Below are 21,889 nucleotides of genomic sequence, written 5' to 3' on the forward strand. Positions count from 1 at the left end.
CAGAGCTCGGACGAGCTTTGTTTTTTTATCAATTTTGTAGTACTATTATGACTAAGCACATGGGTGCATTTTCTTAATTCAGATGCTCTCGACTGAAGTGGCGAGGAGAACACGCTTTTGTTCTCCCGAAGCACTTCGATCCTGAATGCATTTCTTCAATCAAAACAAAAAGAGGAGCCTCTTCACTTTGATTCGTTCGGTGTTGCAGGCAGAAGAGCATTTCATTGTACTTCTTTCGGTAGGAATACTGGCGGGAGTTTGTCTCTGGGGAATGGCTTCTCAGTCTGTTTTTGCGCAGGCAATTCCCGGCACGGCACAGGTGCTGGGGAGTGAGAAGCAAATCAGTGCTTCGGCAATACTTCTGGATGGCAAAGGATCGCCAGTGCCAAATGGCGAGTATGAAGTGCGGTTTAGTATCTACCGTGCCGACCGGACAACGAGCGATCCGTATCCATCTGACACGGATGCCCCGCTTCGTGTGTGGGAGGAAACGCAAACAGCGACCGTGAAGAATGGCATCATGAATGCCTATCTCGGTGTCACGACGCCTTTCCCTGGAAATCTTACTTTCGAAGGCGGGGAATACTTTCTTGGGGTTCGCGTGGGAACGGATTCGGAAATGATTCCGCGGAAGAAGTTCGGCACTTTCACCAATGCGATTAATTCGCAGTTTTTGCGTGGTCGGACATTTGGCACAAATGCGGGAGATATTGCGACCTATGGCACCAATGGGAAATTTGATATCAAGCAGCTTCCGACGGGAACGAGCGGGAATAAGTTGCTTCTTGCAAACAATAAGGATTTTACGGGAGTGCTCGATGATGTATCGGGTCTCTTGGATGATGTCTCAACGCTTCAGAACGACAGTCATGCGCAGAATACCGATACGGGGACAGACTCCCTGACATTCAATGTAGGATCCGATACGGCAGTCGGCTCATCAAACTTTGGTTTTACTGTTTCGAGCGCTGGCACGAAACCGGAGCTCCGATATAACAGCTCTTTGAGTCAGTGGGAATTCTCCGATGACGGTTCGGTCTTTACGGCACTCAATGCTGGTTCTGGAGGTGGCGTGAATGGATCGGGCACGAGCGGACAGATTGCCTACTGGACAGGGACAAGCACGCTTGGATCGGAAGCACATCTCTCAGCTTCGCGTGGTGGAACGGGTATCGACACATCAAGCTCGACGGGTGTGCCAGTTGTTTCGTCCGGCACATGGAGCATTGCCTCGGCACTTGGCGTGTCGCAGGGCGGCACAGGACTTTCCTCAACACCAGCGAATGGGGAATTGCTTATCGGGAATGGATCCGGGTTTGCACTTGCGACGCTTTCGACTGGAAGTGGTCTTGCGCTTTCGAATGGGGCAGGATCAATTAACTTGGCACTTGACGTGACGACGACAGGCACAACTGCTACAACGCAGTCGAATTCTGGACTTGAGCTGGTTGCATCGGGACTTCGGCTTCTTGGCGGATGCTCCGATGGGGAAATACTTAAATGGGACAGTGGAAGCTCGGTGTGGGCATGTTCGAGTGATCTTGGTGGTGCAACGGCGATTATCAATGTGAATGAAGGGTCGACAGCCTATACTGGCATTGATACGCTTACATTTGACGCGGATGACTTCAGTATTTCCCAACTCGGAAGCGAAGCAACAGTGACGATTGATTATGCAAATTCCGGTATCGCTCGGCTTGGTCAGGATGAAACCGTGACGGGGGCTTGGGACTTTTCCGGAAATACTACTTTTGGCACGATTGTTGGTGGTGTCTGGAATGGTACAGCGATCGGTGCGACCTATGGTGGCACTGGCATTAATACCTCCGGCTCAACTGGCGTACCGTATATAACGGGTGGCACATGGAGCGTTGATGCGACGGCGCTCTCGGTTGCACATGGAGGAACGGGTGCGACGAGTCTTGCAAACTTGATTGCCCTCACCACCGACACCACCGGCAACTACGTCCAATCCATTACCAATGGCAACGGTATCACTGGTGGAAACGGAGGATCTGAAGGAGCAACTCTCACCCTCTCCCTCAACCTCCTCACCTCCGCAGACGGCACCGGCTCCACCTCCTCCAACTCCGGCCTCGAATTCCAAGGCACCAGCTCCAATGAACTCTCTCTCCTCCAAGGATGTGCTAACAACGAAGTCCTTTCTTGGAACGACTCTACAAATGTCTGGCAATGTGCCAGCGTCTCCGGAGTAGGCGGTGTTACCGGAAGCGCCACCAGCGGACAGGTTGCCTATTGGACCGGAACCTCAACGCTCTCCGGAGAAGATCAGGTAACTGTTGCCCAAGGGGGAACGGGAATCGGAAGCTATACCACCGGAGACATTCTCTATGCGTCAGGAGCCACAACTCTTGCCAAACTTGCTGATGTTGCAACCGGAAATGTTCTTATCTCCGGAGGGGTGGGAGTGCAACCGCAGTGGGGGAAGGTGGCGCTCGGAAGTGCTGTGAGTGGGACTCTTCCGGTAGCGAATGGAGGAACGGGGGCGACTACGCTCACGGCCAACGGAGTCATTTATGGAAACGGTACTGGCGCCATTCAAGCGACTTCTGCCGGAACCGACGCTCAAATACTCATAGCCAATGCTTCCGGTGTGCCTACGTTCGTTACTCTGGGCGGCGACGCTACGGTCAACAATTCCGGATCTCTCACCATTGCTGCCAACAGTGTTGCCCTCACCACCGACACCACCGGCAACTACGTCCAATCCATTACCAATGGCAACGGTATCACTGGTGGAAACGGAGGATCTGAAGGAGCAACTCTCACCCTCTCCCTCAACCTCCTCACCTCCGCAGACGGCACCGGCTCCACCTCCTCCAACTCCGGCCTCGAATTCCAAGGCACCAGCTCCAATGAACTCTCTCTCCTCCAAGGATGTGCTAACAACGAAGTCCTTTCTTGGAACGACTCTACAAATGTCTGGCAATGTGCCAGCGTCTCCGGAGTAGGCGGTGTTACCGGAAGCGCCACCAGCGGACAGGTTGCCTATTGGACCGGAACCTCAACGCTCTCCGGAGAAGATCAGGTAACTGTTGCCCAAGGGGGAACGGGAATCGGAAGCTACACCACCGGAGACATTCTCTATGCGTCAGGAGCCACGACTCTCGCTAAACTTGCTGATGTCGCAACCGGAAATGTTCTTATCTCCGGAGGGGTGGGAGTGCAACCGCAGTGGGGGAAGGTGGCTTTGGGCACATATACCTCAGGGAATTACGTGGCGAATGCGAGTACGTCGACACTTACAGGGTTGACTGGCGGGTCCGGCGGATCGGTGGGCGCGTCGCTCTCGCTCGCTTTTGACTACACGACTCCGCTTACGGGTGACCCGGCGCTTTCGGCAAACAATGCTATCTTTGGAACCAACGGACTCATCTTCGAAGGGGCGACCGCGAATACATTTGAGACCTATGTCACTTTGACTGACCCAACGGCAGATCGAACGCTGACGCTTCCCAATGTGACTGGAACGATTGCAACGCTGAATGGCGGTCAAATATTTACTTCCGCCACATGGAACGGCACGGCGATCGGCGCGACCTATGGCGGTACAGGCATCAATACGATTGGTTCAACCGGTGTGCCATATATAAATGGCGGGGCATGGAGCGTCGACTCAGCGGCGCTTGCCGTGGCGCATGGTGGGACGGGACTTACGACTTTTGGCGGGACAAATACGCTTCTTTATACGACAACTGCTAATACGCTCGCGTCTATTTCGGCTGCGGCAAATAGTATTCTGGTGACGAACGGGTCGAATGTTCCTTCGCTTTCGACCGATATCCCGACGGCGGTTACTATTGGTTCCGCCTATATCTACCGTGTGGGCGGTACTGATGTGTCGCTCGCCGACGGCGGCACCGGCTCCTCTCTCTCCGACCCCAATGCCGACCGCATCCTCTTCTGGGACGACTCCGCCGGAGCTGTCACCTGGCTTTCTCCTTCTTCCAACCTCTCTATTAGTACAACCACTCTTGATCTCGCCTCTTCCATAAACATCAATACGCTCCAACTCGGCACCGACGGCACCGACGGTTCTTTCATCATCTACTCCGAACAAGGGGCAACTGACTATACCACTACCTTCCAACCGGGAGCACAGTCACAAAACATTACCTATACGCTTCCGAATGATGATGGAACAAGCGGACAGGTGCTTATTACGGATGGGACGGGAGCACTCTCGTGGTCGAGTGTTTCCGGTGCGGGCGGTGTGACAGGGACAAGCACGAGCGGGTATGCAGTCTATTGGGATAGTACGAACTCGATTGCTGGCGAGCCATACCTCTCCTTAACTCGCGGTGGAACAGGAACAACGCTTTCCGATCCGGGAGCCGATCGCATTCTCTTCTGGGACGATTCGGTCGGTGCGATTGATTGGCTTTCTGCCGGATCAAATCTTTCTATTAGTGGAACGACCATTAACCTCGCGTCGAGCATACAACTCGGATCGGACGGATCGGACGGAGTGCTTACCATTTATTCCGAGCAGGGTGCAACCGATTATACCTCGACTTTCCAGCCGGGAACGCAGACGCAGAATATCACTTATACGCTGCCGGCGGATGATGGTGCTGCGAGTCAGGTACTCGTCACTGATGGGACCGGGAACCTTTCGTGGCAATCGGTGTCTGGCGTTGGCGCGCTCGATGGATCAGGTTTAACTGATGCTGTTGCCTACTGGGTGGATAGCAACACGCTTACCTATGAAACAGCGCTCGCCCTTTCCCGTGGCGGCACCGGCTCCTCTCTCTCCGACCCCAATGCTGACCGCATCCTCTTCTGGGACGACTCTGCTGGAGCGGTCACTTGGCTTTCTCCTTCTTCCAACCTCTCTATTAGTACAACCACTCTTGACCTCGCTTCTTCTGTAAACGTCAATACTCTCCAACTCGGTACCGACGGCACCGACGGTTCTTTCATCATCTACTCCGAACAAGGGGCAACTGACTATACCACTACCTTCCAACCGGGAGCACAGTCACAGAACATCACCTATACGCTTCCGAATGATGATGGAACAAGCGGACAGGTGCTCATCACGGATGGATCAGGCATACTCTCCTGGACATCCGCTGGCTCTGGCGGTATCGGTGACATTACCGCGATCGGAGATGTAGCGAGTGGGGATGCCTTTACGGCAAGTGGTACCCAGGGAACCAGTCTCTACTTCTATGATGTGGATGGAAGGGGACAACTCACGATTGCCAATCTCACGGCTGCTCGGATGTATACGCTTCCAGATGCCACTGGAACTATTATCACTACGGGCAATCTCACCGGTATTACCGCAACAGGCACGATTGCGAGTGGGACGTGGAATGGGACAGCGATCGGTGCAGCGTATGGCGGAACCGGACTTGATACATCCGGTGGTTCGACGACTGGAGTGCCTACTATTAGTAGTGGGGTGTGGAGTGTCTCGAGTTCGCTTGATGTGACGCTTGGTGGTACCGGCACGAGCGCACTTTCCTCCGGCGGTCTTCTCTATGGTAATGGCACTTCGGCAATCGGCGCTTTGAGCGTGATGACGAATGGCCAACTCCTTATCGGCGATGGCACGGGCGTGCCGACACTTGCGACGCTTTCGGAAGGGGATGGGGTTACGGTGACAAATGGCGCCGGTTCCATCACCCTCTCCCTCAACCTCCTCACCTCCGCAGACGGTACCGGCTCCACCTCCTCCAACTCCGGCCTCGAATTCCAAGGCACCAGCTCCAATGAACTCTCTCTCCTCCAAGGATGTGCTAACAACGAAGTCCTTTCTTGGAACGACTCTACAAATGTCTGGCAATGTGCCAGCGTCTCCGGAGTAGGCGGTGTTACCGGAAGCGCCACCAGCGGACAGGTTGCCTATTGGACCGGAACCTCAACGCTCTCCGGAGAAGATCAGGTAACTGTTGCCCAAGGGGAACGGGAATCGGAAGCTATACCACCGGAGACATTCTCTATGCGTCAGGAGCCACAACTCTTGCCAAACTTGCTGATGTCGCAACCGGAAATGTTCTTATCTCCGGAGGGGTGGGAGTGGCACCGAGCTGGGGGAAGGTGGCATTGGGTACGCATACCTCGGGGAATTATGTTGCAAATGCGAGCACGTCGACCTTGACCGGTCTTACGGGCGGATCCGGCGGATCGGCGGGCGCGTCGCTCTCGCTCGCTTTTGACTACACGACTCCGCTTACGGGTGATCCGGCGCTTTCGGCAAATAATACAATCTTTGGAACAAACGGCCTTATATTTGAAGGGGCGACCGCGAATACATTTGAGACCTATGTCACTTTGACTGACCCAACGGCAGATCGAACACTGACACTTCCCAATGTGACCGGAACGATTGCAACGCTGAATGGCGGTCAAACATTTACTTCCGCCACATGGAACGGCACGGCGATCGGTGCGACCTATGGCGGTACAGGTATCAATACGATTGGTTCAACCGGTGTGCCATATATAAATGGCGGGGCGTGGAGCGTCGACTCAACAGCGCTTGCCGTGGCACATGGTGGCACGGGACTTACGACTTTTGGCGGGACAAATACGCTTCTTTATACGACAACTGCTAATACGCTCGCGTCTATTTCAGCTGCGGCAAATAGTATTCTGGTGACGAACGGGTCGAATGTTCCTTCGCTTGCAACTGATATCCCGACGGCGGTTACTATTGGTTCTGCCTATATCTACCGTGTGGGCGGTACTGATATATCGCTCGCCGACGGCGGCACCGGCTCCTCTCTCTCCGACCCCAATGCTGACCGCATCCTTTTCTGGGACGACTCTGCCGGAGCGGTCACCTGGCTTTCTCCTTCTTCCAACCTCTCTATTAGTACAACCACTCTTGACCTCGCTTCTTCCGTAAACATCAATACTCTCCAACTCGGCACCGACGGCTCCGACGGCTCCTTCATCATCTACTCCGAACAAGGGGCAACTGACTATACCACTACCTTCCAACCGGGAGCACAGTCACAAAACATTACCTATACGCTTCCGAATGATGATGGAACAAGCGGACAGGTGCTTATTACGGATGGGACGGGAGCACTCTCGTGGTCGAGTGTTTCCGGTGCGGGCGGTGTGACAGGGACAAGCACGAGCGGGTATGCAGTCTATTGGGATAGTACGAACTCGATTGCTGGCGAGCCATACCTCTCCTTAACTCGCGGTGGAACAGGAACAACGCTCTCCGACCCCAATGCTGACCGCATCCTTTTCTGGGACGACTCTGCCGGAGCGGTCACCTGGCTTTCTCCTTCTTCCAACCTCTCTATTAGTACAACCACTCTTGACCTCGCTTCTTCCGTAAACATCAATACTCTCCAACTCGGCACCGACGGCTCCGACGGCTCCTTCATCATCTACTCCGAACAAGGGGCAACTGACTATACCACTACCTTCCAACCGGGAGCACAGTCACAAAACATTACCTATACGCTTCCGAATGATGATGGAACAAGCGGACAGGTGCTTATTACGGATGGGACGGGAGCACTCTCGTGGTCGAGTGTTTCCGGTGCGGGCGGTGTGACAGGGACAAGCACGAGCGGGTATGCAGTCTATTGGGATAGTACGAACTCGATTGCTGGCGAGCCATACCTCTCCTTAACTCGCGGTGGAACAGGAACAACGCTCTCCGACCCCAATGCTGACCGCATCCTTTTCTGGGACGACTCTGCCGGAGCGGTCACCTGGCTTTCTCCTTCTTCCAACTCTCTCTATTAGTACAACCACTCTTGACCTCGCTTCTTCCGTAAACATCAATACTCTCCAACTCGGCACCGACGGCTCCGACGGCTCCTTCATCATCTACTCCGAACAAGGGGCAACTGACTATACCACTACCTTCCAACCGGGAGCACAGTCACAAAACATTACCTATACGCTTCCGAATGATGATGGAACAAGCGGACAGGTGCTTATTACGGATGGGACGGGCATACTCTCCTGGACATCCGCTGGCTCTGGCGGCATCGGTGACATTACCGCGATCGGAGATGTAGCGAGTGGGGATGCCTTTACGGCAAGTGGTACCCAGGGAACCAGTCTCTACTTCTATGATGCGGACGGCAGAGGACAACTCACGATTGCCAATCTTTCTGCGGCACGGACGTATACGTTGCCGGATGTGAGTGGCACAATTGCAACACTGAATGGCGGACAGACCTTTACGAGTGCTACGTGGAACGGATCGACAGTCGGAGTGGCGTATGGCGGAACAGGCGTTACTACCTTTGGCGGGACGAATACGCTCCTCTATACGACTTCCGCCAATACACTGACATCACTCGCTACGGCAAACAGCTCGATTCTTATTACGAATGGCTCCGGTGTTCCATCCATTGCAACCGATATCCCGACAGCAGTTACTATCGGCTCTTCCTATATCTATCGTGCGGGCGGGACTGATGTGTCGGTTGCGGATGGTGGTACGGGCTTGAGTTCCTATACTGCTGGCGATCTTCTCTATGCTTCCAATACAACAACGCTCGCCGGGCTCGCCGATATTGCCACCGGAAACGTGCTCCTCTCGGGTGGCGTTAGTTCGTCGCCATTGTGGGGAAAGGTAGTGCTTGGGACGCATACGACCGGGAACTATGTCGCATCGGCAACGGCGAGTGGGGGACTCACGATGACCGGGACGGCTGGAGGAAGTCTCGGCATTCTTCTTCAGCCTTCGACGGACGCGCTCTCCTCGACCACGAGCTCCGGATCAGGCATGGAACTTCTCTCGACTGGACTCTCACTTTTACAGGGTTGTTCAAATGAACAAGTGCTTTCTTGGAACGAAGCATCCGATGTGTGGGAATGTTCGGACAAAACTGCTGGCACGAGCGACTGGACAGCAGTGATTGGGACGCCGAATTTCTCCTATCTCACTGATACGAGTGCACATTTGGTGGTAGGTGGATCGACGGAAGCGGCTGGTGCTTTTGATTTTGATGTGACTACCACAAAGCTCAATATTGGCGCGGCGGCAAGTTTTGACACATTCATTATTGCTCCGGTTACGAAGGGAACAACGTCCCATTCTGGGACATTGACTACTGCCGATCTTACAACAGCAAGTCGCACATGGACCCTCCCCGACGAAACTGGCACCATCTGTACCACTGGCAGCGTCTGCTCCGGCTACCAAGCTGCCGGCTCCTACCTCACCACTTCTACTTCCTTTGCCGGCGGAGACATTGCTTCCGGAACCTACAATACTCTCTCTCTTGCTTCCAGTATCACTCGCGATACCGAATGGGATACCGCTGCCGAGATCAATGCGGCTACAACAGACACCGACTTCGCTTACGCCGCCCTCTCCAACCTCGCCTCCGTCGCCATCAACACGAGCCTCATCTCCGATACGGACAATACCGATGATCTCGGTTCTGCTGCTATTGGCTGGAAAGATATTTACTCCCGCACCCTCAAGCTTGATGGATCTACCTCTGGCACGATTACTCTCCAAGCAGCTGCTACTGCAGGTACCAATACTATCACCCTTCCGGCAAGCACGGGGACAGTAGCGCTTACGAGCGATCTTCACTCCGCTGTCACATTCGGAGTCTCATCTTACGACTATCTCACCCTTTCCGGACAAGAAATCACTCTTGGACAAATTGATCTCACAACCGATGTGACAGGAACGCTGCCGGTGGGGAATGGGGGGACGGGCGTAGCGACCTTCGGCGGGACGAATACACTTCTCTATACTTCTTCTGCTAATACGCTTGCATCGATTGCGACTGCAAATTCTTCATTCTTGACCACGAACGGTTCTGGTGTGCCGAGCTTTGCCGCGCTTTCTGCAGACACATTTACTCAGTATGCACTTCTTGCCGGAAGAAGCGGAGGGCAGACCATTATTGGCGGAACAGGTGCGGGCGATGACCTCACATTCCAGACAACCTCCAATGGTACCAAAGGCTCATATATCTTCTCCGAACTCGGAAGTGGACTGGTGCTTTCAACATCGGGAACGCTTTCAGTGGTTACAAATACGCTTCATACACAGAATACGGACACAGGAACAGATGGCACGACATTCACGGTTGGGGATGGCACTACGGTATTTACGGTTGATACCAGCGCGACCAACGATACTATTATTATCGAGCAGGGAACATACGATTCTATACTCTCTTTCACTCAACCGGGTGCTGCTGACCAAACCTATACGTTCGCAACAGGAGGAACAGTTTGTACCACTGGCAGCGTCTGCTCCGGCTACCAAGCCGCCGGCTCCTACCTCACCACTTCTACTTCCTTTGCCGGCGGAGATATCGCTTCCGGAACCTACAATACTCTCTCTCTTGCTTCCAGTATCACTCGCGATACCGAATGGGATACCGCTGCCGAGATCAATGCGGCTACAACAGACACCGACTTCGCTTACGCCGCCCTCTCTAATCTCTCCTCCGTCGCCATCAACACGAGCCTTATCTCCGATACGGACAATACCGATGATCTCGGTTCTGCTGCTATTGGCTGGAAAGATATTTACTCCCGCACCCTCAAGCTTGATGGATCTACCTCTGGCACGATTACTCTCCAAGCAGCCGCTACTGCAGGTACCAACACCATCACCCTTCCGGCAAGTACAGGGACAGTAGCGCTCACCAGTGATCTTCACTCTGCGGTTACCCTCTCTGGATCCTACGACTACATCACCCTCTCTGGACAAGACATCGTCCGAGGACAAATCGACCTTACGACCGATGTGACAGGGACACTGCCGGTGGGGAATGGGGGGACGGGCGCGATTACATTTACCACGAATGGTATTCTCTATGGCAATGGTACGAGTGCTATTGCGGTAACAGCAGCTGGAACAGATACGCAAATACTTTCCAATTCATCGGGCACGCCGGGATGGATCAATCAGTCCTCTATTAGTGCGGGCACACTCGACGGTATCGATTCGCTCTCATTCCTCCGATCCGACACGAGTGACTCTTTCACGAGCGGCACGCTTTCATTTTCCGACGGAACACTGCTCGATCTCTCATCAATTGCTCATGATGACTCGGCTCCACAAGGTTTGAAACTCCCACAGAACACAACGCTCACAAATATCGTTGGCGGTGGGGCAGGGTATATCGCGTATGATACGACGGCGAATACGGTAAAGATGTTTAATGGCACCTCTTGGCTGAGCATTGGTGGTGCTTCAACTACACTTCAAGATGCGTACAGTAATGATGTTGATGGATCTGACGCAACGATTTCTCTCACAACCGCCGATGATTCACTTATCTTTACCAATCCATCTTCAAGCGGGACGGACTCCGCGTTTTTGCTCCAGCTTAATCAGGCTAATACGACCGCTGGTGTTGTTGCGCTTGACATTATTCAGTCATCAAACAATGCGAATGCTGTCAACATCACTGCCAACTCAATCGATACGGAGACAGGACTCTCTGTTACGGCGAATGCGCTTACAACTGGAACGGGTTTAAGCGTTACACATACTACAAGTGTCATTGCTAATGGTGGATCGCTTTTGCGTCTTTCTTCAAGTTCGGTTGATACCAGTACGACAACGGGGACACTTCTCGATCTTTCTTCCACCGGATCAACTGCCGGAACGATTGCGCTTATTACCAACAACACGGCTTCATTCACAGGAATTACTCAAAGCATCGTAGCGAACGGTATTTCGTCGGGTACCGGTCTTGCTATTGCCTCTTCCTCTGCCGCTATGACCGGTTCTCTCCAGTCCATCACGCTTTCCGGAAGCAATGCTTCAAACACAGGCAATCTTCTCTATCTCAATAGTTCCGGTGCGAACAGTGTTGCGAAAGCTTTGAACGTTGCTATTGCCTCGACCGGGAACTTCTCGACAACCGGAGGTGTGAACTTTACCTTTAGTGGAGCACACACGGGGACAGGATTTGCCGTAAGCGATGCAACGGCAACCGGGACAGCAGTCTCTATCACGGCAAACAGTATCTCGACCGGCACGGGTGTGAGTATTGCTTCGACGTCGACCGCTGGCGGTGCGAGTGGATCTTCCTATCTCCTCAATCTCTCCCGAAGCGGTGCGAATTCCAATTCGAGCCATACAGCATACGGCATATATTCCTCAGTGACGAATACCGGTACCTCGGCAGTCAATTACGCGGGATATTTCAGTTCGACCACTTCCGGAACAACCTCAACAGCTGTTGGTGGCTACTTCAGTGCTAGTGGTGGAACGACAGCAAATTACGGACTCCTTGTTGCGGCAGGAAGTGTTGGTATTGGTACGACAGCGCCGGTCTCCGGTCTCGAGCTCTATTCTTCCGCCGCAAGCGACGACATTTTTACACTGACATCCGCTACAGCCACGAATGATCCACTCCTCAAATTCCGTACTGGTACAACACCAGCTGTTCAATTCTCGCTCGGTGTCGACACGAGTGATTCCAATACGTTCAAGATTGACTCCAATGATGGACTTTCTACCTCGCCAGACTTCAAGATCGACTCGACCGGACAAACTACGATTGCGAATGCCGTCTTGGGTGCACAGAGTTTTCCGGAGGATGCGGGTATCGTGAGCTGGGTGGATATGAGCGTGACCAGCTCTTCGGCTGATAATACGGTTGAGAGCTATTCGGCGCAGATTGATAGTAATCCGATTCTCACAATTTATGCGCTTTCTGATGGAGCAGGGAGTATCGATAACAAAGGTGTCGGCATTGGTACGACAGCGCCGTCTTATATGCTTGATGTGTATGACGATACGGCATCAGACTATGCGGCACGGTTCTTTAATGATGGAAACAATGCAAATCGATATGGCATTGTGATTCAGGCGGGAGCTGATGATGCAAGTGGTACCACTTATTATTTAAATGCTCTTGATGGTGATGGCGGGCAAGTTGGATATATTGCCAATACATCTGGAACTTTCGCACTTACTGATGTTTCTGATGTTCGAACAAAGACAAATATAGAGAGTACCACTTTTGAAGGGCTTGATATAATTAATGCTCTTCGAGTTGTTGATTTTAATCGTTTGAGCAATCCTGATGGACCAGAAATTACAGGATTTATTGCGCAAGAGGTATTATCGGTATATCCGAAAGCAGTAACTATCAGTTCGAGCGGATACTTTGGTATTGCAAAGAGCGAATTTATTCCAGTTATTGTAAAAGCACTCCAAGAAGAAGACTCTCGTGTTAATAGTATTGAAACAAAGGTGGACACCCTATTTCAAGGGAATGCGAGCAAATTGACGAGTCTTGTGCTTGAAACAAATAGTCAAGCAACAACACTTTCTGGACTGAAAATATCAGTAGATGAGCAGTTCGCGCTTGCGGCAGCACAGCTCAATGCGATGAGTGCGCGCCTCTCAACACTCGAGACGGCGAGCACTGACTACGAAGCGCGCCTCGCAGCAAATGAGACGGCGATTACCGGATTTGAATCGCGTCTCGCGACACTTGAAGAAACAAATGATGCGCTTCTCGATTTCTACAATGCATTCGAGCTTGGGAATGTGCTTGCCAAGGATACGGAAGGCAATCTGGATCTTTTGAACGGACGGCTCCGCGCAAAGACAGTACGGACCGGTGCACTCGAAATCGAGATTGTAGACAGTGCCAATCCCACCATTGGCACGCTCGAAATTCTACCAGTCGCCAAAGACGAAGACGGCGACGGAATCGATGATTGGTCGAAGCTCGCTCTGGACGATCCGGAAGTGGTAGCGCGCGATGGAAAGACGGCAAAGGTGTTGACGGGCGCAGTTACAAATCTTTCTCGCGTCTTCGTGAACTTTGTAGATAATCCCGGCTCCACTTCATGGCGCGAGCGTTCTCGCGGTGGGGATGGGGAATATGACGGCTTCCTGATTCATCTGGCTGAGCCGGTTTCGGCGCCGGTCCGGGCGGACTGGTTCCTGGTGGAGGAGCGTGATGTTGAATAAGTGATTGATTGATAGAGGAAACCTTATTCCGTAAAACGGCACTTCACAGTATGCGATCAAGAAAAAGACAAAATCGGTTTGTACAATGGTTCTTCATTGCTCTCTTCCTCATCCTTGGCGTTGGGGGTATTTTTGGTACCAGTCGAAAGCGGGTATTACTACAAATGTGAACGATAGCTACAACGAAACTGTAACCAGCGGCCTTGCCGGACAGTGGACATTCGATGCGGCTGATATGGATTGGAGCACAGCGAATGAAGTGGTTGATAGAACAGCCAATAGCAATGATGGAGATGTCGGCTCCGCAATCGATACGAGCAACATGACAGGTGGAAAGATAGGGCAGGCGATGAAGTTCAATGGAGTCGACGAATACGTCTCTATTGCCGACAATGCAACACTCGATGTCGATGCTTCGAGCGATATCACGCTCTCAGGCTGGTTCAATCGGGTGCCATCTTGGGGGACATCGTATGATTCTCCGGCATCAAACGTGTTTTCTCTCGCCACTGATTCCACCAACCACTCTACCAATAATGTCATTTATGCCAGTAGCGGGAGTGCGGGCATCATCTACCGTTGCGATATCGCCGCCACCAACTGCGACGCCGGTAGCGATTGGACCGAATGGGATGGATAAAATGTGAAATGGGGGCGTTTCTGTGGCTTGTGTCTGTTCTCTTTGAGAAGACACGTGTCAGCCTGTTTCTCAATGGTAGTCTTATTGACTTTCCCGCTATTTTCGAAGATACTGGAAGCAAGGGAAGGTTTGAATTTTATCTGCTTTTGAGCAGAATGTTTTTGTTTGTGGTATGAATATATCCATTGCGGCGGAAACACTCTTTCATTTGTGGGGGTTTCCGGTCACAAATACCATTATTCTGACACTGATAATCAGTGTCACACTTATGTTGTTTTCGGCGCTTTTTTTTAAGAAGCTTTCCCTGGTGCCAGGCCGAGTGCAAGCGGGGGTTGAAGCGGTATTTGAAGCACTCTGGAATCTTGTGGCAGATGTTGCCGGGAATGAGCGATTGGCACGGAAATTTTTCCCGATAGTGGCGACCATTTTTCTTTTTGTGCTCTTTTCGAACTGGATCGAATTGGTGCCAGGCCTCGGTACGATTGGTCTTCGCGAGGGACATGAGGTGATTCCATTTTTGCGGAGCGCGTCTGCGGACCTTAATATGACGCTTGCGATCTCTCTCGTAGTAGTTTTTTCGGTGCAATTCATCGGAATTGCCACGATCGGTACGGCGAAATATGCGAGTAAGTTCTTGGTAAGTCCGTTTCGGAAACCCTATGGCGTCGGGACATTTATGGGAATTCTGGAGCTTATGGGCGAAGCGACACGTGTTATCTCGTTCTCTTTTCGTCTTTTCGGGAATATTTTCGCGGGCGAAGTGCTCCTCATTGTCGTGTTAAACTTAGTTCCGTATTTTGTGCCGCTTCCTTTTCTCTTCCTCGAGCTCTTTGTGGGCGTGGTGCAGGCGGCTGTCTTTTCTATTTTGACGCTGGTTTTCCTCAAGATGGCAACTCTCGAACCGGAGCATGCTCATTGAGGAATGTTTATTAACTGTTTAAGTGGTAATCAATACGTTTATGGAAGAAGCAAAGATGGCGGCGGAGACGCTCGCGGGGAATTCGGAAGGGCTGAAGTATATCGGCGCGGCACTGGCAATTGGATTGGGCGCGCTTGGGACAGGGCTTGGTATGGGCCTTTTCTTTAGCAAGGTGATGGAATCCTTGGGGCGAAACCCGGAGGCGAGTTCGAAGATGCAAATCCCGATGTTTTTGGGTGTTGCGTTTACCGAGGCGATCGCTATCTATTCGCTCGTGGTGGCGCTTATCATACTTTTTAGCTAGTTTTCCGGTAAGTAAGGAGACGATGGGCTACGAGATATAAGTAGAGCTGGTTTTCTCTTGTTGTTATGGATGTATTGTCCAAACTCGGCATTGATTGGAAGTTGCTTGTCGCGCAAGTGATAAACTTTTTGGTGCTCCTATGGGTGCTGCGGAAGTTTGCCTATCGCCCCATGTTGGAATTTCTTGAGAAGCGGGCAAAACACATAGAATCCGGACTTCGCGATGCCAAGCGCGCGACGGAGAAACTCTCCGAAATCGAAGCGAAGGAGCGCGAAGTGCTCGAAGAGGCGCGCAAGGAATCGGCGGCAATCGTGGCTCGTGCTCGGGAATCGGCGGAAAAGATAGCAGACAAGGTTATGGCTGAATCGCGCGAAGAATCCGAACGGATCCTTGTTGAAACACGCAAGAAGTTGGAAGCAGAGCGCGAGAGTGTGCGAGTGGAGATGAAGCGCGAGCTTGTCGGACTGGTGCTCTTGGCAACAGAGAAAGTGCTGGCCGAGAAACTCAACAGAGCGGATGATGAAGTTTTGATACGGAAAGCTGTTGAAAAGCTTTAATCTATGCGTATCACGCCGAGACAATATGCGGAGGGATTATATGAGGCAATGAGACATGTCGGTGATTCCGATCGTCGGACGAAACTCATTGACCGGTTTCTCTTGATGCTTGTGCGCGATCGCCGTCGGAGCGACATCCCGCTTGTTCTCCGCCACCTTGATCGGATAGCCGAGCGGGAAACGGGCGTGAAGTTTGTTGAAGCTGTGTCTGCAAAGCCGCTTCATGCCACATCGAAAACATCACTGGAACGAGTTGGGGAAAAACTATTCGGCGGAAAAGAGGTACGTTTGCGGCAAAAGGTGAGTGCGACGCTCCTTGGTGGAGCGCTGCTTCAGACAGAAGACGAATCAGTCGATATGAGCATTGGCGGGCGGTTTGGGCAGTTGGCACGGTTTATACAGGGCAGTTTGTAAAATATATACTCTCGGCCATGAAAAGTCTTGATTTGGTTATTCTTGTCGATGCGGTTCATACCTTCATTATTGAAGACAATGAGAATTTTTCTGTTTCAGAAGAAATGTTTGCACTTTTGGAGAAATTTCCGCAGAGAAAGATTCTTCTTACGGGAGCGGATGACAATCAGTATAAGAAATTCGGATTGGATGCTGTTCCCTACGAAGTTTTTACAATGAAACATCATCCGGAAAAAACCGATCCGACGTATTTCCATACATTCCTGGAGACATTTGGTTTGAAACCGGATCAAGTTATCTATTTTGAACACGATAAGGAGGCGGTAAAAAGTGCGGAATCTGTTGGAATTAAAACGTACTTCTATAATTCTAAAGAACGTGATTTGAAATCATTGGAGGAATTCTTGCGAGCGCATCTCAAATAGCTTATCTAGCGATATCTTATGACACAGAATTCAATCGTGGAGGAGATTCGGAAGCGAATAGAACAATTTGAGTCGACAGTGAAACGCGAAGAGACGGGCGCCGTGCTCGAAGTGGGCGATGGCGTAGCACGCGTCTCGGGACTTGCGAATGTTGCCGCGGGAGAGATGGTGGAGTTTGAAAATGGCGTTTTAGGAATGGCGCTCAATCTTGAGGAAGATATGGCGGGGGTTATCCTCTTGGGTGAGGCGGGCGATCTTCGAGAGGGAAGCCGTGTCAAATCAACGGGAAAAATTCTCTCGGTGCCGGTCGGGAAGAATGTGATCGGGCGCGTAGTGAATGCTCTGGGTGTTCCGATTGATGGCAGGGGCGAGATGGTGCCCGATGCGTTCCGTTCGGTTGAGCGGGTAGCGCCCGGCGTGATGGCGCGCGAGTCAGTGAAGCAGCCTTTGCAGACCGGTATCAAGGCGATCGATGCGCTCATCCCGGTCGGGCGCGGTCAGCGCGAACTCATCATTGGTGACCGACAGACCGGGAAAACCGCAGTTGCAATTGATACAATCCTGAATCAAAAGGGTCAAAACGTTCTCTGCTTCTACATTGCAATCGGACAGAAAGAATCCAAAGTAGCGCGCATTGTGTCTGAGTTGGAAAAAGGTGGCGCCATGGAATATACGACGGTGGTCGTTGCTGGTGTATCGGAGCCGGCGGCGCTCTCATTTCTCTCGCCCTATGCGGGGTGCGCGATGGGTGAGTACTTCATGGAGCAGGGAAAGGACGTACTTGTTGTTTACGACGATCTCTCGAAACATGCCGCTGCTTACCGACAAATCTCGCTCATCCTTCGTCGGCCGCCGGGGCGCGAGGCATACCCGGGCGATGTGTTTTATTTGCACTCGCGACTTCTCGAGCGAAGTGCGAAACTTTCCAAAGATATGGGGAGCGGATCCATTACGGCACTTCCTATTATTGAGACGCAGGCGGGTGATGTGTCGGCGTATATCCCGACCAATGTTATCTCGATTACCGACGGACAGATTTACCTCGAGGCCGACCTGTTCTACAAAGGTATTCGTCCGGCTTTGAATGTGGGACTCTCCGTGTCGCGTGTCGGGAGTTCGGCTCAGATCAAAGCGATGAAGCAGGTCGCGGGGACACTCCGGTTGGATTTGGCGCAGTTCCGCGAGCTTGAAGCCTTTGCGCAGTTCGGTTCCGATCTCGATGAGAAGACGAAAGAACAGATCGAACGCGGCAAGCGCGGTGTCGAGGTGCTCAAACAGAAACAGTACTCGCCGCTTTCGGTTGAGCAGGAAGTTGCTGTGCTTTACGCGCTCACACGCGGACATCTCGACAAGGTGCCGGTTGAGAGGATGGGCGAATGGGAAGAGAAATTTCTCGAGTATCTCGAGACGGATGGCGATGATTTTCTCGGAGCGCTTGGGAGCAAGAAATCGCTCGATGAAGAAACGGAAGAAATGCTCAAGAGACATATCGAGACATTTCAAAAGAGCTTTTCGATGTGATATTTTTTTGTTCGTCATTCCCGTGAAAACGGGAATCCAGTTGCGACTCGTTCAGGATTGCATTCTGTGAATGAAACTTGCAACGATATTTGTTGAGGGTGAGTGGAACCTGGTTCCCCGCCTTCGCGGGGATGACGAGTGTGGATAAAATCTATTTTGCTTTATGGCTGGGACACGTGAAATCAGGCGGCGGATCAAGAGTGTGAAAAACACGGGGAAGATAACCCGTGCCATGGAAATGATCTCGTCGGTCAAAATGCGCAAGGCGGCGGCAAGTGTCGCGGCGCTCCGGCCGTATGCGAAGAGTGCGTGGGATGTGCTCTCTGTGGTATCGCGTGCGCGCGATGTGCGGGAATCAATGCCGCTTCTTGAAGAGCGCTCGGTGAGGAGACAGCTTTTCGTCGTGGTGACATCGAATCGCGGTTTGTGCGGATCGTTCAATACGCAGGTGTTTCGCCAGCTTCGGGCGGAAATAGCCTTGACTCGGGAGCGTTATGCGGGAGCGGGGATCGATTTTGTGTCGCTTGGGCGGAAGGGTGACGCGGGGTTGAAATTTCTGAACGGAGAGATTGTCGCGTCTTTTCCGGAGGTGATCGCGGATCCGTCCGCTTCGGAAATCCGTTCGATCACGAAGTTTCTCTTTGAAGGATTTGAATCCGAACGATGGGATCGCGTTTCACTGGTGTATACCGACTTTGTTTCGGCGCTTGTGCAAACGGTGCGTGTCCATCAGGTGTTGCCGCTCTTCGAGCGTGACGCCGAGGAGCAGATCGCCGAGATGGGCGGTGAGGAACCGACTGGAGCGGCGGATGTTCTTAAAGCCGAGTATGCGATAGAGCCGGCGCCTGAGTCAGTGCTTCACGCACTTCTCTTCCGCTTGGTTGAGATGCAGGTGCTTCATGCCGTACTGGAGTCGAACGCTTCGCAAGAAGCGGCGCGCATGACCGCGATGCGCAATGCGAGCGACGCCGCAAAGGATATGACTGAGAGCTTCACACTTCTCTACAACCAACTCCGCCAGGCAAAAGTGACGCAAGAAATCGCCGAACTCTCGGCGGGTATGGCGGCAGTGTCATAGATGGGAAAGAAGGAGAGGGAGAAGAAATTGGGAATAAATTGGTGGAGAGGTGTGAGAGAAATATACTTTCAAAGGTTGACTCAAAACCATCATTCGGGATTTTAGGAGAGCTTTCTGAAATTTCGAACCGTTGTTTTGAGAATCTGGGGAAAGTAAAAACCCCATCAATTTGAATGATGAGGTTTCTTTCGGAGCGTGTGTGTCTGGTGTCTACCAGACCGACATGTGCCACAACTTGTAAATGCCGTAAGTTACGACACCTATTCCCACAAGGAGCGCTGCATGGGTTGCGAATACGGCTACATACCCTAGCCACGCCTTTAGAAGGACAGGTAGGAAATATTCTAGACGATCTTCTTGGAAGCTGAGTCGTACTTTTTCGGTGGGAGTTTCACCTGATAGGCTATCCTTGTTGTAGAAAAAGTTCCAGTTATGGTCTTTTGACCACGTAAAAAGTCGCAGGAGTATTCCCATGAGCAGTATACTGATTGACACTAGTATGAGCGATATTAGCGTCAAAATAGCATATGATGGTAGTTCATTTACTACTACGACTTCGATCATCTCAATCATCTCGGTACTCCTTTCTTGGGGCTGTAGTTGAAAGCAGGGTTGTTCAAGAGCGATTTGTATTTATAGCATGTTACAAAAAGTTTGTCAATATACATTGATTGTTTATACTCATTTAAGCCTTATTCCTGATTCTTAATTCTCGTATTTCTATGAACGGAACACTTTTGCAGGTAATCGGGCCGGTGGTGGATGTGGAATTCCCGGAGGGGGAATTGCCGAAGATTTTGGATGCGGTAGTAGTAGCATTGTCTGATGGCGGCGAATTGGTTGCCGAGGTGCATCAGCACTTGGGTGGAAACCGCGTGCGGACAGTTGCGATGGGTCCGACAGACGGACTGAAGCGCGGGATGAGCGTGCGAGCGACAGGCGCGCCAATATCGGTTCCGGTCGGGCCGGAAGTCTTGGGTCGGATGTTCGATGTTCTGGGAAAACCAATCGATCAAAAACCGGATCTGAAAAATGTGAAATTGCAGTCGATCCATCGGAAGGCGCCGAAGTTTTCGGAGCAGGCGACGGAAGCGAGGGTGTTTGAAACGGGTATCAAATCGATTGACCTGGTATGCCCCTTTATGAAGGGCGGGAAGGTGGGGCTTTTCGGCGGGGCGGGTGTCGGGAAGACCGTGGTGATTCAAGAGCTTATTCGAAATATCGCGCAGGAACATGGTGGGTATTCGGTTTTTGCCGGGGTCGGCGAGCGGACGCGCGAGGGAAATGACCTCTACCATGAAATGGAAGACTCGGGCGTTTTGGCGAAGACGGCGCTTGTTTTCGGACAGATGAACGAGCCGCCGGGTGCTCGCCAGCGCGTGGCGCTCTCTGCGCTTACAATGGCGGAGTATTTCCGTGATGACGAGCGCAAAGACGTTCTGCTCTTCGTCGACAATATCTTCCGCTTTACGCAGGCGGGATCGGAAGTGTCGGCGCTTTTGGGCCGCATCCCGTCGGCGGTGGGATATCAGCCGACGCTTGCCGAAGAAATGGGCGCGCTCCAAGAGCGGATCACCTCGACGCGCAATGGCTCGATCACTTCGGTGCAGGCGGTCTATGTACCGGCAGACGATCTCACTGATCCGGCGCCGGCGACGACTTTCGGTCATCTTGACTCAACCGTCGTGCTTTCGCGGGCGCTCTCGGAGCTTGGTATTTATCCGGCAGTCGATCCCTTGGATTCGAGTTCGACTATTCTCGATCCGAATATTGTCGGAGAGAAGCACTACTCGGTCGCGCGAAATGTTCAGCGTGTACTCCAGCGATACAAGGACTTGCAGGACATCATCGCGATTCTCGGTATGGAAGAACTGACTGAAGACGACAAATTAACCGTGATGCGCGCGCGGAAGATTCAAAAATTTCTCTCGCAGCCGTTCTTCGTGGCGGAGCAATTTACGGGGAAGCCCGGGAAATATGTAAAGCTCGAAGACACGGTGTCCGGTTTTGAACGAATCCTCTCCGGCGAACTCGATGCTGTTCCTGAGCAGGACTTTTATATGAAAGGATCTATAGAAGAAGTACTTGCCGCCGCAAAATAATTATT

The 21,889-nt window shown here is 52.1% G+C and carries 12 protein-coding genes; all 12 read left to right on the forward strand.

Translation table 11 applies throughout. From position 1 onward, the window contains the following. Positions 1 to 187: 187 nt before the first annotated feature. Entirely contained in the window at positions 188 to 6,130 is a 5,943-nt protein-coding gene (locus IPK84_03665) for a hypothetical protein (protein ID QQS15441.1), read from the forward strand. Beyond that, the gene (locus tag IPK84_03670; protein QQS15442.1) at positions 6,076 to 7,743 is read left to right on the forward strand and encodes a hypothetical protein; all 1,668 of its coding nucleotides are present in this window, start codon (positions 6,076 to 6,078) and stop codon (positions 7,741 to 7,743) included. Before IPK84_03665 ends, IPK84_03670 begins: the two co-directional genes overlap by 55 nt. Then, positions 7,664 to 13,924: a tail fiber domain-containing protein gene (locus IPK84_03675; GenBank protein ID QQS15443.1), complete on the forward strand. Its 6,261-nt coding sequence runs from the start codon at positions 7,664 to 7,666 to the stop codon at positions 13,922 to 13,924. Before IPK84_03670 ends, IPK84_03675 begins: the two co-directional genes overlap by 80 nt. A 166-nt stretch (positions 13,925 to 14,090) precedes the next feature. Beyond that, positions 14,091 to 14,564, forward strand: coding sequence for a hypothetical protein (locus IPK84_03680; GenBank protein ID QQS15444.1), 474 nt, complete (start codon positions 14,091 to 14,093; stop codon positions 14,562 to 14,564). A 172-nt stretch (positions 14,565 to 14,736) separates the two neighbouring features. Further along, positions 14,737 to 15,483, forward strand: a complete 747-nt coding sequence (gene atpB, locus IPK84_03685) for a F0F1 ATP synthase subunit A (GenBank protein QQS15445.1) — start codon at positions 14,737 to 14,739, stop codon at positions 15,481 to 15,483. A gap of 55 nt (positions 15,484 to 15,538) precedes the next feature. Further along, a complete protein-coding gene (atpE, locus tag IPK84_03690; protein QQS16258.1) occupies positions 15,539 to 15,787 on the forward strand; it encodes a F0F1 ATP synthase subunit C in 249 nt (82 codons plus the stop codon). Between the two features lie 65 nt (positions 15,788 to 15,852). Beyond that, on the forward strand, positions 15,853 to 16,344 hold the full coding sequence (atpF, locus tag IPK84_03695; protein ID QQS15446.1) for a F0F1 ATP synthase subunit B: 492 nt from the start codon (positions 15,853 to 15,855) through the stop codon (positions 16,342 to 16,344). Positions 16,345 to 16,347: 3 nt separating this feature from the next. Next, entirely contained in the window at positions 16,348 to 16,758 is a 411-nt protein-coding gene (locus IPK84_03700; GenBank protein QQS15447.1) for a F0F1 ATP synthase subunit delta, read from the forward strand. A gap of 17 nt (positions 16,759 to 16,775) precedes the next feature. Next, the gene (locus IPK84_03705) at positions 16,776 to 17,183 is read left to right on the forward strand and encodes an HAD-IA family hydrolase (protein ID QQS15448.1); all 408 of its coding nucleotides are present in this window, start codon (positions 16,776 to 16,778) and stop codon (positions 17,181 to 17,183) included. A gap of 18 nt (positions 17,184 to 17,201) precedes the next feature. Next, positions 17,202 to 18,704: a F0F1 ATP synthase subunit alpha gene (locus IPK84_03710; protein QQS15449.1), complete on the forward strand. Its 1,503-nt coding sequence runs from the start codon at positions 17,202 to 17,204 to the stop codon at positions 18,702 to 18,704. 163 nt (positions 18,705 to 18,867) lie between these two features. After that, positions 18,868 to 19,782 carry an ATP synthase F1 subunit gamma gene (gene atpG / locus IPK84_03715; protein ID QQS15450.1) on the forward strand — a complete coding sequence of 305 codons (915 nt, stop codon included), beginning with the start codon at positions 18,868 to 18,870 and terminating at the stop codon, positions 19,780 to 19,782. Between the two features lie 722 nt (positions 19,783 to 20,504). Continuing rightward, positions 20,505 to 21,884, forward strand: coding sequence for a F0F1 ATP synthase subunit beta (gene atpD / locus IPK84_03720; GenBank protein QQS15451.1), 1,380 nt, complete (start codon positions 20,505 to 20,507; stop codon positions 21,882 to 21,884). Positions 21,885 to 21,889: the final 5 nt, after the last annotated feature.

This window comes from Candidatus Moraniibacteriota bacterium (assembly GCA_016699875.1).
Taxonomy (GTDB): Bacteria; Patescibacteriota; Minisyncoccia; order Moranbacterales; family UBA1568.

Excerpts from the sequence above, each read along its gene's own strand:
- IPK84_03675 (QQS15443.1), top strand. The coding sequence starts at position 7,664 with ATGCTGACCGCATCCTTTTCTGGGACGACTCTGCCGGAGCGGTCACCT.
- atpB (QQS15445.1), top strand. The coding sequence starts at position 14,737 with ATGAATATATCCATTGCGGCGGAAACACTCTTTCATTTGTGGGGGTTT.
- atpE (QQS16258.1), top strand. The coding sequence starts at position 15,539 with ATGGCGGCGGAGACGCTCGCGGGGAATTCGGAAGGGCTGAAGTATATC.
- atpF (QQS15446.1), top strand. The coding sequence starts at position 15,853 with ATGGATGTATTGTCCAAACTCGGCATTGATTGGAAGTTGCTTGTCGCG.
- IPK84_03700 (QQS15447.1), top strand. The coding sequence starts at position 16,348 with ATGCGTATCACGCCGAGACAATATGCGGAGGGATTATATGAGGCAATG.
- IPK84_03705 (QQS15448.1), top strand. The coding sequence starts at position 16,776 with ATGAAAAGTCTTGATTTGGTTATTCTTGTCGATGCGGTTCATACCTTC.
- IPK84_03710 (QQS15449.1), top strand. The coding sequence starts at position 17,202 with ATGACACAGAATTCAATCGTGGAGGAGATTCGGAAGCGAATAGAACAA.
- atpG (QQS15450.1), top strand. The coding sequence starts at position 18,868 with ATGGCTGGGACACGTGAAATCAGGCGGCGGATCAAGAGTGTGAAAAAC.
- atpD (QQS15451.1), top strand. The coding sequence starts at position 20,505 with ATGAACGGAACACTTTTGCAGGTAATCGGGCCGGTGGTGGATGTGGAA.